Origin of the sequence: Klebsiella sp. CN_Kp100, assembly GCF_040065315.1 — a bacterium.
In the GTDB taxonomy this organism is placed as follows: Bacteria; Pseudomonadota; Gammaproteobacteria; order Enterobacterales; family Enterobacteriaceae; genus Klebsiella; species Klebsiella oxytoca.
This window is the reverse complement of record NZ_JBEAIJ010000002.1, coordinates 108,996-124,823: the sequence shown is the minus strand read 5'-3', so window position 1 is coordinate 124,823 and position 15,828 is coordinate 108,996. Positions and strand designations below refer to the sequence as shown.

Genomic DNA, 15,828 nt, shown 5'->3' with positions numbered 1-15,828 from the left:
TCTATATTGGAACTGTGAGCTGAATCGCGTCAACATTTATTTAACCTTTCTGATATTCGTTGAACGAGGAAGCGGGTAATGAACCATTCTGCTGAATGCTCTTGTGAAGAGAGCCTGTGTGAAACTCTACGAGGGTTTTCCGCGCAACATCCCGATAGCGTCATCTACCAGACCTCTCTGATGAGCGCGCTGTTGAGCGGCGTTTATGAAGGCAATACCACCATCGCTGATTTACTCACCCACGGCGATTTTGGACTGGGAACCTTTAATGAACTGGACGGCGAGCTGATCGCGTTTAGCAGCGAGGTATACCAGCTGCGCGCCGACGGCAGCGCCCGTAAAGCCCGAATGGAACAGCGCACGCCGTTTGCGGTGATGACCTGGTTTCAGCCGCAGTATCGTAAAACGTTCGATAAACCGGTGAGCCGCCAGCAGCTGCACGACATTATCGACCAGCAAATACCCTCCGATAATCTCTTCTGCGCCTTGCGCATTAACGGTCATTTTCGTCATGCGCATACCCGCACCGTACCGCGCCAGACCCCGCCCTACCGGGCGATGACCGACGTGCTCGACGACCAGCCGGTATTCCGCTTCAACCAGCGCGAAGGGGTACTGGTCGGCTTCCGTACCCCGCAACATATGCAGGGCATTAACGTTGCCGGCTACCACGAACATTTCATCACCGATGACCGTCAGGGCGGCGGTCACCTGCTCGATTATCAGCTCGACCACGGCGTGCTGACCTTTGGCGAAATCCACAAATTGATGATTGACCTTCCTGCCGATAGCGCCTTCCTGCAGGCGGATCTGCACCCAGACAATCTAGATGCCGCCATTCGCTCAGTCGAAAACTAAGGAGATTCTCGTGGATAATCAACATCAACCTCGCCAGTGGGCGCATGGCGCCGACCTGATCGTCAGCCAGCTGGAGGCCCAGGGCGTTCGCCAGGTCTTCGGCATTCCGGGGGCAAAAATCGATAAGGTCTTTGATTCGCTACTGGACTCCTCAATTCGCATTATCCCGGTACGCCACGAGGCCAACGCCGCCTTTATGGCCGCTGCGGTTGGCCGCATCACCGGGAAAGCGGGCGTCGCGCTGGTCACTTCCGGCCCCGGCTGCTCCAATCTGATTACCGGTATGGCCACCGCTAACAGCGAAGGCGATCCGGTGGTGGCGCTGGGCGGTGCGGTAAAACGCGCCGACAAGGCCAAACAAGTGCACCAGAGTATGGATACGGTGGCGATGTTCAGCCCGGTAACCAAATACTCGGTGGAAGTCACCGCATCCGATGCGCTGGCGGAGGTCGTGTCTAACGCATTTCGCGCCGCCGAGCAGGGACGGCCGGGAAGCGCCTTCGTCAGTCTGCCGCAGGATGTCGTCGATGAGCCAGTCCACGCCAGGGTGCTGCCCGCCAGCGAAGCCCCGCAGACCGGCGCGGCCCCGGACGACGCCATTGAGCGAGTGGCGAAGATGATTGCCGGGGCAAAAAATCCGGTATTCCTGCTCGGTCTGATGGCCAGCCAGACGGAAAACAGCGCGGCGCTCCGCGAATTGCTGAAAAAAAGCCATATCCCGGTCACCAGTACCTATCAGGCCGCCGGCGCGGTAAATCAGGACCACTTTACGCGCTTTGCCGGACGGGTTGGGCTGTTCAATAACCAGGCCGGGGATCGGCTATTGCATCTCGCCGACCTGGTCATCTGCATCGGCTATAGCCCGGTGGAGTATGAACCGGCGATGTGGAATAACGGTAACGCCGCGCTGGTGCATATCGACGTACTGCCCGCTTATGAAGAGCGCAACTATACCCCGGATATCGAGCTGGTCGGCGATATCGCTGCCACGCTGCACAAACTCTCCGGGCGTATTGACCACCAGCTGGTTCTGTCGCCGCAGGCCGCGGAGATTCTTGTTGACCGCCAGCACCAGCGGGAACTGCTCGATCGCCGCGGCGCGCAGCTAAACCAGTTTGCGCTTCATCCGCTGCGCATCGTTCGCGCCATGCAGGATATCGTCAACAGCGACGTAACGCTGACCGTCGATATGGGGAGCTTTCATATCTGGATCGCCCGCTATCTCTACAGCTTCCGCGCTCGTCAGGTCATGATTTCCAACGGTCAACAGACCATGGGGGTGGCGCTGCCGTGGGCGATTGGCGCCTGGCTGGTGAACCCGCAGCGCAAAGTGGTTTCGGTTTCCGGCGACGGCGGTTTCCTGCAATCCAGTATGGAGCTGGAGACCGCCGTAAGGCTAAAAGCTAACGTCCTGCATATCATCTGGGTCGATAACGGCTACAACATGGTGGCAATTCAGGAAGAGAAAAAATATCAGCGGCTATCCGGCGTTGAGTTCGGCCCGGTGGATTTTAAAGCCTATGCCGAAGCCTTCGGCGCCAGAGGGTTCGCGGTCGAGAGCGCCGCCGCCCTTGAGCCGACGCTGCGGGCGGCGATGGACGTCGATGGCCCCGCCGTGGTCGCCATCCCCGTCGATTACAGCGACAACCCGCTGCTGATGGGCCAGCTTCATCTCAGTCAACTACTTTGAGTCACTACAGAAGGAATCCAGCAATGAAAAAAGTCGCACTCGTGACCGGCGCAGGCCAGGGTATCGGTAAAGCTATCGCCCTTCGCCTGGTTCAAGATGGCTTTGCCGTGGCCATCGCCGATTATAACGATGCCACCGCACAGGCGGTTGCTGACGAAATTAACCAGCACGGCGGCCAGGCGCTGGCGGTGAAGGTCGATGTCTCGAAACGCGATCAGGTTTTTGCCGCCGTTGAGCAGGCGCGTAAAGGCCTTGGCGGTTTTGACGTGATCGTTAACAACGCCGGGGTCGCGCCCTCTACTCCTATCGAAGAGATTCGCGAGGACGTCATCGATAAAGTCTACAATATCAACGTTAAGGGCGTTATCTGGGGCATTCAGGCCGCGGTAGATGCGTTTAAAAAAGAGGGCCACGGCGGCAAGATCATCAACGCCTGCTCCCAGGCGGGCCACGTGGGTAACCCGGAACTGGCGGTCTACAGTTCAAGCAAGTTTGCCGTGCGCGGCCTGACGCAAACCGCCGCCCGCGATCTGGCGCATCTGGGAATTACCGTTAACGGCTACTGCCCGGGGATCGTCAAAACCCCCATGTGGGCGGAAATTGACCGTCAGGTTTCCGAAGCGGCGGGCAAACCGCTGGGCTACGGAACCCAGGAATTTGCGAAACGCATTACCCTCGGTCGTCTTTCCGAACCGGAAGACGTCGCGGCCTGCGTCTCTTATCTGGCCGGTCCGGACTCCAACTATATGACCGGTCAGTCGCTGCTGATCGATGGCGGTATGGTATTCAGTTAATAATAAATAAGCTCTGACATGGTTTGCCCCGGCCTCAGCGCCGGGGCTTTTTTTCAGCCTTTCGGGAAGATCCACAGATCGTTGACGGGCAAGGTAAGATGGCAACGTTCGGCATCGCGCAGTGCGCTACCGTAGGCGCGAATAGCGAAATCATCGCCTTCGGTGCGAAACAGATACTCCCAGCGGTCGCCGAGATACATACTGGTCAGCAGCGCTAATTCCAGCATGTTCTCTTCAGGCGAGGAGGCTATGCGCAGGCGTTCAACACGAATGACCGCCGTTGCTTCCGCCCCCACGCTGACCCCTTCCCCGGCCATTCCCCACAGTGCCCAGCTGGCGCCCTCAATGCGCGCCCGACCGTTATCCAGATCGGTGACGGTGCCGTGCAGCCGATTATTGCTGCCCATAAACTCGGCGGCAAACAGCGTTCTCGGGCTGCCGTACATCTCCTGCGGCGTTCCCTGCTGCTCAATGACGCCGTTATTGAGCAGCAAAATGCGATCGGAAATCGCCATCGCCTCATTCTGATCGTGGGTCACCATCAGCGCCGACAGACCCAGCTTGACGATCAGCTCGCGCAAAAAGACCCGCGCCTCTTCCCGCAGCTTAGCGTCGAGGTTCGACAGGGGTTCATCCAGCAGAATGACCGGCGGGTTATATACCAGCGCCCGGCCGATGGCCACGCGCTGCTGCTGTCCTCCGGAGAGCTGATGCGGATGGCGATTGCCAAGATGCCCCAGGCCCAGCTGATCGAGCACGCTCTGCACCCGCTGTTTGATCTCCGCGGCAGCGACCTTACGTAGCCTGAGGGGGTAAGCCACGTTCTCAAATACCGTTTTATGCGGCCACAGGGCGTAGGACTGGAACACCAGACCCAGGTTACGCTCCTCCGCCGGAATTTCACTACGCGGGTTGCCGTCATAAACGCGGGTTTTACCGATAGCGATCGTGCCGCTGGTGGGCTTCTCCAGCCCGGCGACCGCCCGCAGCAGCGTGGTTTTTCCGCTCCCCGATGGACCGAGCAGCGAGACGACTTCCCCCCGCCTCAGCTCCATAGATACGCCCTTCAGTACCGGGTTATCGCCGTAGGTCAGATGCAGGTTTTCTACCGATAATTCAATCATGTAATTTCACTCCAAAGCGCAGGGCGATGCCCAGACCCACGACCACCAGCAGGATATTAATAAACGAGAGCGCGGCGACGATATCGATAGCCCCTGCCGCCCACAGCGACACCAGCATCGAACCGATAGTTTCCGTTCCCGGAGAGAGCAGATAAACCCCGGTCGAATATTCGCGCTCGAAGATAAGAAACATCAGTAGCCAGGAGCCAATCAGGCCATAGCGCGACAGCGGCACCGTGACGTGGCGGGTGATCTGCCCGCGCGATGCGCCGGTACTGCGCGCCGCCTCCTCCAGCTCAGGCGCCACCTGCAGCAGCGTCGAGGAGATGAGCCGCAGGCCGTAGGCCATCCAGACCACGGTATAGGCCAGCCAGACGCTAAAAATGGTATTACGCAGCGCGCGCAGCTGAACAATCAGATGGTCGCGCAGCCACTCAGCCACCGGCAGCGCCGAGAGCCAGCCGTTTTTCAGCGACTGATCCAGCCACATCGGCAGAAACAGAAACACCCACAAAAACGCCAGCCCGGCCAGCAGCCCCGGCACCGCACGCGGCACCAGCACGCTGTAGTCGAGAAAGCGCGTGACGTTATCCGGTTTGCGGTGCATCGCGATGCCTACGAACAGATAGCAGACCACCGCCAGCGCGCCGCCGATGACCCCAATCGCCATAGAGTTAACGATGGCGCGCAGCAAATTCGGCTGCTGCCAGATGTTGCGGAACGTCGCCAGCGAGAGTTCATCCCACAGCGGAACGCCAACCCCCCAGTTCGAAATAAAGGCCCGCAGCGCAACGCCGATCAGCGGTACGCCGATGGTAACCGTCAACCAGGCCACCACGACGATACCGGCGACCCAGCGCCATTTCCCCAGCGGCAGCGCCCGGGCCTGCGATGCTTTCCCCTTCATGGTGACAAAGCGGTTGGCGGTACGCATCAGGCGGCGCTGGAGCATCACCAGCGGAATGGTGATGCAGATCAGCACCACCGCCACCGCTGCCATCAGATGATAGGAAGGCGTGCCGAGCTTGTTGGTCAGTTTATAAAGATAGGTGGCCAGCACCATATTGCCTTCCGGGTCCCCCAGCACCAGCATCAGGCCGAAGACTTCCAGGCCGAGAAAAAACAGCAGTACGCAGGCATAGAGTATGGACGGCCGTACCATCGGCAGGCTCACCGAGGTCATGACCTGCAGCGGCGATGCGCCAACCGTTCGCGCCGCTTCTTCCACATCCGAACCGACGCTGCGCAGCGCGGAAGAGATATAGAGATAGGCGTGTGGAACGTGCGTCAATCCGGCGATCGCCACGATGCTGAACATCGAATAGATATTCCAGGGCACAAAACCGATCAGCTGCTCGACCCACTGCGAAAAGAAGCCTACCGGTCCCGCCGCCACCACGTAACCAAAGGCCAGCACCATCGGCGATACGAAAATCGGCACCAGAATCAGCGGCTCAATAATCCGTCTGCCGGGTAAATCGGTGCGCACCATTAAAAAGGCGAGGATCCCGCCGAGAGGAATGGCGATCGCCACCAGGCCGAAGGCGAGAATAAAGCCGGATTTTAGCGCCAGATAAAAATCCGGATCGGTAAAGATAAATTCGAAGGCCTCAAGGCTAAATGCCTTCGAGCGGGCAAAAAAGGGTGCCGAGAGAAAGCTCTGCACCACGATAAATAGCAGCGGGACATAAATGGCCAGCGCCGTTATCAGGACAACAATTCCGCGCGGCAACCCCTGCCACTTTCGGCGTAAGATATTCATAAGCGATCCCTTTAAACCTGGCGGGTATCATGTGGGCTGCGCATCCTGAAAAGATGCGCAGCGCCGGAGGGTTATTTCGCCGCGGCGGTGCGCCACTGTTTGATAAATTCCAGGCGTTGTTTCGGCTCAAGATACGCCAGCAGCGTTTCATCGACCGGAATGGGCTTCAACGCGCTGCCGAGCATTTTGGTCATACCGTCGATATCATTTTTACCTTCGATATCATTGCGCAGGGAGGGAATATCGGCCTGGTTCGCCAGGATGCTTTGCCCCTTTTCCGAGAGCACGTAATCAAACCACAGCTTCGCCGCATTCAGATGCTCGGCTTCTGCGGTAATAAACGAGACCCGCGAGAGCACCAGCACATAATCTTTCGGGTACGAGATACCCAGCGAAGGGTCGTTTTTCGCCCGCGCCTCCGCGTATGAACCGAGGATGTTGTAGCCAATCAGGTTTTCCCCGGAGGAGACGCGCTCCATCATCGTCCCGGTGGACGATTGCACGGTCAGCCCGCCTTTCGCCATTCCCGCCAGGTCGTCAAAGTAGTGAGCATCGGCTTTACTGTCCTGAACCGCCAGCATAAAACCCAGGCCCGATTTTTCAATATCGTAGGTAGTGACCTTGCCCTTGAACTTATCAGCCTGACCGGCGATCAGCTTCGCCAGCGCGGTGTGCGAATCAGGAACATCCCCTTGCGGGATCAGGCGCTTATTATAGATAAAGACCACCGGTTCATAGGTGGTGCCGTAGGCTTTTTGCTGCCAGACCGCCCATTTCGGCAGCTTATCTTGTTCCGGGGAGGCATACTGTTCCGCATAATCGGTGGCAAGCTTCAGCGCCGTATCCATTGAAGAGCTCCAGACCACATCGCCGCTTCCGCCGCCCGCTGCCTGCTCGCTGATATAACGGTTGTACAATTCGGTACTGTTCATATCGTTATATTCAACTTTAATGCCGGGATATTGCGCTTCAAAACCTTTAATTAACGGACCTGCGGCCTTAGTATCCGTGGTTGAGTAAATCACCACCTTGCCTTCTTTAATCCCCGCATCTACGACCTTTTGATAATCCGCCGGATAGCCCTGAGGGAGCGCAGCAAAGGCCTGACCGGAGAATATGGCCGTCAGTGAAATCACTAAGCCACTAATTTTCATATACATAAAATCAACCTTTAAGCATCATTTATTAAATGTAAATTTAACATATAGCGTGACGTAAGAACCTTGCAACGCCTGGGAATGTTTTTTTACGGCTTTTGTGACGCTGACGTAATTTAAATGATGATGATTGAGATTTGGCAAAAGCCTAAAACGTTGAGGTGATGAAATATTAAGAAAAGATTAAGTTTTCCTGTTTTTAAACCTGCCGAATAAGGCATTTTTAAATAAACGAATAAAACTTGTTGGCGCAGGACGCGGTAAATCGCTGACTTCCATATCATGAATGGCAGCGGCTAATAGCCGACGCTACGGAGTCAGTATGTATAAGCGAAAACTCCCGGGTCGCGGCTGACGCCTTATCCGGGCTACGGGACCGCTGACGGTGTGAATCCGTAGCCTGGCTAAGCGCAGCGCGGGCCGGGTGAACGCTAAGCCGGTGCATTTGGCTTCACACCTGTCCCGGAGGCGGTGCTGACGCACCTGTCCGGGCTACCGGCCCGAGAACCTGTAGCCCAGCTAAGCGCAGCACGAGCTGGGGAATTTACCGTTGCGCCAGCTGGCGCAAAACCGTTCGTAGTTCATCGGGCTTACGCATCCCCTGATGCCAGTCCAGCACCCTACCGTCGCCATCAATTAATATTGATGTTGGCGTACCGATAACCTGATAGCGCTCCTGAGTTATTTTCAGCCGATCGCGCAGCACCGGATAGCTAATCCCATGCTTCGCCAGCAGCGGCGCGATATCCACGGTATCCGAATCGGTATTCACCCCCACCACCACCAGCTTATCCGGCCAGCGCTGGCTGAGCGCCTGCAGGGTATCCATCTCCGCCAGACAGCCGCCGCAGCCTGCGGACCAGAAATTAAGATAGACCGCCTTCCCTCGCCAACGATCGAGGCTGACCGGCGACTCCTGTAAATCGAATGCCGCCAGCGCAGGCGCCGTTTCGCCGCGAGCCAGCTTCTCTTCTTTGCAGCCGCTAAGCAGCGCCAGCGTCAGAAACAGCATCACTTCAGGCATGCGCATGATGATTCACCTCCTCGCCGAGATACTTTCCGTGCTGCAAACGCACGATGCGGTCAGCGAATTGACCCAGCGCCGGATTGTGGGTCACCATCACAATGGTTCGCCCCTGGCGGTGTAAATCGGTCAGCAGATCCAGCACCCGCTGCTCGTTCTCTTCGTCAAGGTTACCGGTCGGCTCATCGGCAAAAATAACCGGCGGCTCGTTAACCAGCGCCCGGGCAATGCAGACGCGCTGCTGTTCCCCGCCCGACAGCTGGCTCGGTAAATGGGTCACGCGATGCTCAAGTCCCACCTGAGCCAGCACCGCTCTGGCGGCGCTCTCATCCACCACGCTGTGGTAATGCTGCGCCAGCATGATGTTTTCCAGCGCCGTCAGAAACGGGATGAGATGGAACTGCTGGAAGACGAGGCCAATTTTCTGCGCGCGAAAGCGACGGCGCCCCTCTTCATCCAACGCCGCGGCGTCGGTGCCATCCAGGATCACCTGTCCTTCACTGGCGGTATCCAGACAGGTAAGAATGTTCATCAGGGTCGTTTTGCCGGAACCGGAGGCGCCCATGATGGCAACAAACTCGCCGCGTGCGATGCGCAAATTAATATCCTCCAGCGCCGTAACTTCCCCGAACCGCTTATATAAATGACGCGTTTCAATCGCCATTTGACGCAAAGACGTGACGGTCATGGCGTTACTCTCCTTTCAGCACTTTCGCCGGTTCGACGCTCACCGCGCGCCGCACCGGAACAATGGCCGCCAGCAGGGCGACCAGTAAAGACAGAACCAGGGTCAGCGGCAGCACCGGCAGACGCAGCGAGATGCTGGCGTTAAACACCGTTAGTCCCAGCAGCTGCGCCAGCAGATAGCCCAGCCCCCAGCCGCAGACCACCGCCGCGAGGGTAATAATGCTGGTCTCCAGCAGCATCTGGCGGGTAATATCGACGTTGCTGGCGCCCAGCGCTTTTTGCAGCGCAAACTCTTTCGCCCGCTCACCGACAATCGCCATCAGGGTGGTGTTAACGCACAGGGACGACAGCGCGAGGATCACCATCGACACCAGCCCCATCAGCCCCTTAATTTTATCCAGCACCTGCCCCTCGGAAGCCGACACTTTGCGCACAGGACGAATCTCAAGGTTCGGGTACTGATGCTGCAGCTGGCTGGCATAGCGCTCCACCTGGCCCAGGTCATTGCTGACGCTAAGCAGCCCGTGACTGATCGCGCCGGGCTTTTGCAGCCAGGACTGCGCCACATCGAGGCTGACGATCAGCATATTGTCGGTCGCGTCCCCCGCCTCTACGATGCCTTTAATCAGCAGCGTTTTACGCCGGCTATGGTCTACCAGCGTCACGCTATCGCCAACATTCAGTGCCAGGCGCTGCGCCAGTTTGACGCCAATCATCGCGTTGCGATCGTCAAAGCTGACGCCGATCCAGCTGCCGTTGACCTGCCAGTAAGGCACCAGCTTTTGCAGCGACTCAAACCACACCCCGACCATCACCACTTTCTCCAGCTCAGTACGCGCCGTACCGTACAGCCACGGACTGGCGCCGTGAATCAGGCCCGCCGGCGCGCCATCAAGAATGGCCTGAAGCTCCGGCTGCGGCATGCTGGCGCCGTGGCCCGGACCAATATAAAAATTGGCGCCGAAGGTGCGCAGCTCTTCGCTCATTTTGCTATTGATATCGAACCACACGGCGGAGAGTGCGGTCACTATGGTCGCCCCTACCGCCAGCGCGGCAAACACCACGCTGACCCGCTGCATTCTCAGCCGCAGCGCTCGCCACACCAGCAGCCACAGCATGTCGCGCTTAGCGGCCATATAGCACCTCCACAGGGTAAAGACGAGCGATCCGGCGGGCCGGGAACCAGGTACCGATTAAAGCAATCAGCACCGCTATCACCAGCACGCAGGGCACCACCACCCAGGCAAAATTCAGCGGCGTAGCAAACAGCATCAGGCCAATTGCCTTTGCCAGCCCCCAACCGGCGATACAGCCCAATGCGCCGCCGACCAGGCCGCCCAGCGCCGCTTCAAGGTAAAACAGCAGCAAAATTTGCCACTGGCGGGCGCCCAGCGCTTTCATGAGACCAATCTCTTTGGCGCGCTCCATAATCGTGCTGGTCATCAACGAGGCGATGCCCATCGCCGCCGCAGCCAGCGCGGCCAGAGTCACCACCCCCATCAGCAGCTGAATTTTGTCGATAACCACACCTTCCGAAGCAGCAACCTGCCAGACCGGACGCACCTCGGCGCCGGAAATGGCCTCTTCCAGCTGGTGGGCGATGGACGATACGTAGGCGGTGCAGTACCAGAGATCGTACTCTTCGGCATTCAGCGCCTCGAGATCCTCACGGGCACGGCGCGACAGCTCGTTCTCCGGTACCGTCAGCGCCGAGACGCGGATCGCCTGCACTTTTCCCGGTAGACCGAGCAGCTGCTGCACGACGCTAAGCGGCATCACCAGTTGGTTATCCTCATCGCCGCCGCTGGACAAAATACCGCTCACCTGGACGTTCAGCACCCTATCCGCAACGTTGAGGGCCAGGCGATCGCCGGGCTGCCAGCCGTAGTTTCGCGCCAGCGCGTGACCGACCAGCGTTTGCGGCGTCTCGCCGACCGGCTCCTGCGGCCATGCGCCGGTCACCTGCCAGAAGGGGCTGACCGTCCGCTGTCCGGTCTCGTACCCCTCTTCATCCGGGATACTGACCGGCTGGCTAAAAAAAGTGCCCAGCACGCGAATATCCTGTCCTGCCACGTTTACCTCGCCGCCGAGCATCGGGGCAAAGCCAACGATGTTATTGCGCCAGAAAATATCTTTGATGTTCGGCAGCTCGGATTCATCAAGAAAGTCGTCGCTGGCCAGCGGGTTGCTTTGCTCGCTGAACAGCGCCGGCAGCGCCGCCTGCCCGGCGGGCTCAATTAAAATATTGGCGCCGTAGGATTTCAGCTCGCGGGACATCTTGTCGCCGATATCGATAGAGACCGCCAGCAGCGCCGAGATCAGGCTGGTCGCCAGAAACACGGTCAATACCGCCAGCGCTTTGCGCCGCAGGTTGCGCCCCCACGACTGGTAGATCATTCGCCACAGCATGGTTACTCCTCCTTCACCGCGTCGGGCACAAACTGCTCTGGCGCATTGCGGAAACGGTCATAGTTGGCTTCAGAGGAGAAGAACCAGGTTTTACCGCCATAGCTGTATTTGTAGTCGGCGCGGGTGTTGGTCAGGGTGGAGCCATCCACCGGGTCGGTGACGTTAATCGTCAGGACGGTAGAGAAATAGTTACCTCCGCCGGCCAGCGCCGCGCCGGGTATCGTCAGCTCTTTGTCATCGTTGCGCCAGCCGTCGATCGGCACCGGGTTACAGCCGCCGGGCTTGCCAATCGAGGGGATAAAAATGTGCACACCGCAGGCGACACAAATCACCTGATTGCCTTCCATAACGTAGCCCTGATCGCCGCACAGCAGGCAGGCGTCAAACACCACGCCAAAGCGCAGCTTATCGGGATAGCGGTTAATGATAAAAAAGCGAATCGCTTTGCCGTCGTCCGCCACCCAGACGAAGCGATGCAGTTTGCCATCTCGAACCTGCTCGACCGGAATATGCACCTGGCCGTCGGCGGCCAGCGTAACCGCCTGCGCCTCGGACAAGCGCGGCGGCTGCGAAGCCACCAGATTCCACCATAGCTGGCCGCCGATAATCGCCAGCGCGCAGCAAACGGTGGTCAACCACAAACGGCTGGCTTTACGGCGTTCGGCCAGCGCAAGGCGGCGGGAGATGGGGTCCTCCGCGGCTTTAACCGCCCAATAATAGCGGCGTAGCGCCGGGATCCAGCACAGACACAGCAGCAGCAGTATCGCGGCGGCGGCCCAGTTATACATCGCCGCGTTGTTGGTCACCCTGGCGACAAAGCTCAGCAGCGGTTTCAGCAGCGGTAGCACCTGTAGCTTCATCAACAGCAGCAGCAGGTTACCGCCGAGCGGTAGCCACAGCAGGACCAACAGCAGCAGGGCCAGCGGCCAGTAGAAGCCGCGCATTCTGCGCAGCAGCATGGCGCAGAGCGCGCAGGCAAGGCACAGCAGCGCGAACGCCGCAGCCAGCGCGGTGATATTCAGCAGCAGATCGGTGTTCAGAACGTGCGTGGAGGTCAATCCGCCCAGGTTCGGGTCCAGCGCCCAGTGCCGGGCTGCGCCGAAAGTGAGGAGCCATTGCCACAGATAGCGAACGCGCGGCGAAGACCAGCTGAAGCTCAGTAAAAACAGCAGCGATACGAGGATTTCAGCGCCGACCAGCAGAAGCTCCAGCGTCTGGCTCGGGCGAATATACAGCCCGGCCAGTAGTCCGCAGCCCAGCGCGGTAAGCAGCGTCCAGACCAGCGGACGCAGGACGGGAGGCGCGCCGCGCCCCCAGAGTACGGCGGAAAGCAGCGCAATGCAGAAAAAGGCCTGTAGCGTCGTGACGAAAAAATAGCTCATGACTTTAACTCAGTACGGCGGATGAATAACACGCCGCAGGATGACCGCCCGGCCATCCTGCGTGAAAACACTCGCATCTGAGGATGCTGAGACTGATGACAACCCTGCTTTAACGATGGCGTCGCATTTCTGGCGGCTAACGCCTCACTCTGCTTACAAAAAAGTAATATCAGCAAGTTATGCGTTACCACAGGATCGCGAATGCGAAACGGAGATTTGCAGCAGGGCGCGCTTTGTCAACAATCTGAGCCTCCGGAGACGCTTAGTTCAGACCGACATATTTAAACTCATAGCTCACATCAAACGGCTTCCACCAGCGGCCGACGCCGGTTTCGCTATCGGTATGGCGGTGCATCCCGGCTTTCGACGGCGGATCAATGTGGTAGGTGACTTTATAGTTACCCACGCCCATCATCTTGATGTTCGCGCCGTAGTGCGGGCCGTCGCTCGCCACCATCGGCATAAAGGTGCCTTCCTGTTTTTCGCCGGTATCGCTATTGACCAGGGTGTAGGAGATCGTCAGATAAGGGATCCATTCACCTGCGCCAAAACCATTTTTACCGCCTTCTACCGCGTGAATATCCGCTTCCAGATGGATATCCGACTTCGCTGCCGGCAGCCCCATGCCGCGCGGCTCCATATCAATAGGCTGCAGGTAAACCGCGGCGATCTCCATTTCATTCATGGTGACCGGCTCGCCGGCCGGATACTCTTTAAAGGCCAGCGCCGCGGGCGCGGTGAAGATACTGGCCAGGGTGGCGCTGATCATCAGGGTCTTCTTCATGGTCATCTGACTCATCCTCTCGTCTTAAAATGGTTAGCAATGCGTTTTTATGGTTTCAGCGGGTGCCTGACGACGGCGCATGATCCATAGCGCCGCCAGCGCCGCGAGCAGCAATATGCCCTGCGGCAATAGCGTTTCCACATAGGGGTAAATTCCCAGCCAGCTGATTTCCGGTATTCCGGCGATCAGCGTTGGCTGAAATAGTTTGCCCTCCACCAGTTCCAGTACCCCTTTTCCGGCGAAGGCAAACGCCATCAGGTACATAAAACCGCCGGTGAACAGGAAGAAGGGTTTGAGCGGTAGCCGGACCACCGAGTAGCGCATGACGAGCCAGGCGATCAGCAGAACGACACAGCCGATAACAAACCCGGCGCCGATGGCAAGATGGCCCGGCAGCCCCTGGGCATCGCCAATCAGGGCGTAATAGAACAGTACCGTTTCGGCCCCCTCGCGGTAGACCGCAAGGAAGCTGGTTAACCACAGTCCCACCAGCGAACCGCGCGACAGCGAATGGGAGAGTTTGCCCTCAAGCCAGGCCTTCCAGTGGCGGGCTTCAACTTTGGACAGTAGCCAGTAGCTCATAAGGAACAGCATCACTACCGCAATCAGCATAGTGATCCCCTCCAGCAGCTCGCGGCTGGCGCCGGATTGAGTAAACAGCAGCTGGAAGATAAACGCCGTCGCCACGCTGGCGACCAGCGCCACCATCACCGACTGGCGGATCAGCGGCAGTTTGTCGTGATGGTTGTTTTTAACCAGATACGCGACGATAGCCGCCACAATCAGCAGCGCTTCCAGCCCTTCGCGCACGATGATCATCAGGCTATAGAGCAGCAGGCTCCACTGGGTCTCTTCGCCTTCGCCAAGCATGGTGACCGCTTTTTGCAGATCCGCCTCAAGGGCGGCGGCTTCCGCGGCCAGCCTCTCCTGCGGCTGTCCGGCCTTCATCAGGCTGACCATACGGGTAAAATGGGCCTCCAGAGAAGTTTTAAAGGCCGCATCGCGAGAACCGATTTTGTTCTCCATCCCGGTGGCTTCAAAGCGGTCGAAATAGGTGTCCTGTACGTCGAGGATCGCCTCCTGCCCTTCCCCATTTTGATAGCGCGTTAGCGCGGCGTTGATGCTCTGGTTAATTCCCTGGGCGACGCTTGCCCAGTCCGCGCGGGCGGTCGTTTCATCAGCCAGCGCGGCGTTATCGGCGCCAGAGGGAGCGCCCATCGGCCGATCGTCGCGGGTGGTTGGCAGACCCGGCAGAATATCTTCCAGATCCTGTAATAGCGTGGTGACCTGATACGACACCTCGTTCAGGCTGTCAGGCTGGGCGGCCAGAGTCAGCAGCGCGCTAAACTGTTGGTTAATGGCGGCCGCTTCCTTCGCCGAGCGATTTTGCCGCACCGAGGTTTCCATTCCGGAGTTTTTAAATCCCTGATACTGCGCCTGCTGCACCTGCTGGCTGGCCTGCGCGTAGTTGCCGGCCTGATACTCCGTTACCGCCTGCGCCAGCCTGTCGTCAAGGGTGCGGAAGCTCTCCTGCCAGTGCTGCGCAATGTCATCGCGCGTAAGCGCGGTATGCTGCTCTTCCGCCACCAGCCGATGCCCGCCGTCCAGCACCGGCTCAACTTCACGCAGCGCCTGCTTCAGCCCGTCGATACGTGCCTGCACCTCGCCGATCGGTTTGCCTTCACCGATCATGCGGCGGATCTCACCGAAAGTGCTCTCCATCTCGTAGCTCTTACGCGCCGAGATATTGATCCGAATTGGCCCTTCAAGGTTTTCAAACACTTCAAAGTAGGCCATTTGCACTTCGCGCCGCGCGTCGGTATTTTTTTGCTGCTGATAAAGTTCTGACGTTTTATCAAGACGTTGCTCGATATCTTCGATATAAGGCGCATACTGGGTCTGCGCCATCGCGCACGCGCTGCCAAACAACAGGCTCAACAGCATCAGCAGCAGGAAGGAACGAGGGCCAGTCATGACAAATCCCTTGCGAGTTAATGATAATGATTATCGTTGTCATTTTTACTCGCAATGTACATGACCTGGATCATGAAAATGTCAACCTGTGACAATTTATGTAAAATGTTGCAAAGAAATAATTATTAATAACTATCCGTTATTAGCGCGTGAGCGACGCCTGGCTTGCGCGAAATAGCTGTC

At 58.3% G+C, this 15,828-nt stretch carries 13 protein-coding genes; 3 read left to right on the top strand and 10 right to left on the bottom strand.

Translation table 11 applies throughout. The features are described 5' to 3' along the window. Positions 1-78: 78 nt before the first annotated feature. The 3 genes from budA to ABLV12_RS02615 are packed head-to-tail and all read left to right on the top strand — an operon-like array spanning position 79 to position 3,342. Complete coding sequence (budA, locus tag ABLV12_RS02625) at positions 79-858, top strand: acetolactate decarboxylase (protein ID WP_004102800.1); 780 nt, start codon at positions 79-81, stop codon at positions 856-858. A gap of 10 nt (positions 859-868) precedes the next feature. Next, positions 869-2,548 carry an acetolactate synthase AlsS gene (gene alsS, locus ABLV12_RS02620; protein ID WP_004113511.1) on the top strand — a complete coding sequence of 560 codons (1,680 nt, stop codon included), beginning with the start codon at positions 869-871 and terminating at the stop codon, positions 2,546-2,548. 23 nt (positions 2,549-2,571) lie between these two features. Further along, on the top strand, positions 2,572-3,342 hold the full coding sequence (locus ABLV12_RS02615; RefSeq protein ID WP_004102805.1) for a (S)-acetoin forming diacetyl reductase: 771 nt from the start codon (positions 2,572-2,574) through the stop codon (positions 3,340-3,342). A 53-nt stretch (positions 3,343-3,395) separates the two neighbouring features. Here ABLV12_RS02615 and ABLV12_RS02610 read toward each other — a convergent pair whose 3' ends face one another. From ABLV12_RS02610 to ABLV12_RS02565, 10 genes are all read right to left on the bottom strand, one after another. Next, positions 3,396-4,466, bottom strand: coding sequence for an ABC transporter ATP-binding protein (locus ABLV12_RS02610; RefSeq protein WP_004102806.1), 1,071 nt, complete (start codon positions 4,464-4,466; stop codon positions 3,396-3,398). Further along, positions 4,459-6,228 carry an iron ABC transporter permease gene (locus tag ABLV12_RS02605; protein ID WP_070555914.1) on the bottom strand — a complete coding sequence of 590 codons (1,770 nt, stop codon included), beginning with the start codon at positions 6,226-6,228 and terminating at the stop codon, positions 4,459-4,461. Before ABLV12_RS02605 ends, ABLV12_RS02610 begins: the two co-directional genes overlap by 8 nt. Before the next feature lie 71 nt (positions 6,229-6,299). Beyond that, on the bottom strand, positions 6,300-7,388 hold the full coding sequence (locus ABLV12_RS02600; RefSeq protein WP_004113517.1) for an ABC transporter substrate-binding protein: 1,089 nt from the start codon (positions 7,386-7,388) through the stop codon (positions 6,300-6,302). A gap of 541 nt (positions 7,389-7,929) precedes the next feature. Continuing rightward, entirely contained in the window at positions 7,930-8,415 is a 486-nt protein-coding gene (locus tag ABLV12_RS02595) for a TlpA disulfide reductase family protein (protein ID WP_160886340.1), read from the bottom strand. Then, positions 8,402-9,097, bottom strand: coding sequence for an ABC transporter ATP-binding protein (locus tag ABLV12_RS02590; RefSeq protein WP_004102812.1), 696 nt, complete (start codon positions 9,095-9,097; stop codon positions 8,402-8,404). Before ABLV12_RS02590 ends, ABLV12_RS02595 begins: the two co-directional genes overlap by 14 nt. A 4-nt stretch (positions 9,098-9,101) precedes the next feature. Next, the gene (locus ABLV12_RS02585) at positions 9,102-10,232 is read right to left on the bottom strand and encodes an FtsX-like permease family protein (RefSeq protein ID WP_348866759.1); all 1,131 of its coding nucleotides are present in this window, start codon (positions 10,230-10,232) and stop codon (positions 9,102-9,104) included. After that, positions 10,222-11,505 (bottom strand): ABC transporter permease, encoded by a 1,284-nt coding sequence (locus tag ABLV12_RS02580; RefSeq protein ID WP_004113521.1) that lies wholly within the window; start codon positions 11,503-11,505, stop codon positions 10,222-10,224. The genes ABLV12_RS02585 and ABLV12_RS02580 overlap by 11 nt, the downstream gene beginning before the upstream one ends. Positions 11,506-11,507: 2 nt before the next feature. Then, on the bottom strand, positions 11,508-12,887 hold the full coding sequence (locus tag ABLV12_RS02575) for a Fe-S-containing protein (protein WP_335270316.1): 1,380 nt from the start codon (positions 12,885-12,887) through the stop codon (positions 11,508-11,510). A gap of 262 nt (positions 12,888-13,149) precedes the next feature. After that, positions 13,150-13,677, bottom strand: coding sequence for an iron transporter (locus ABLV12_RS02570; protein ID WP_004102822.1), 528 nt, complete (start codon positions 13,675-13,677; stop codon positions 13,150-13,152). Between the two features lie 27 nt (positions 13,678-13,704). Continuing rightward, a complete protein-coding gene (locus ABLV12_RS02565) occupies positions 13,705-15,645 on the bottom strand; it encodes an FTR1 family protein (protein ID WP_201506034.1) in 1,941 nt (646 codons plus the stop codon). Positions 15,646-15,828: the final 183 nt, after the last annotated feature.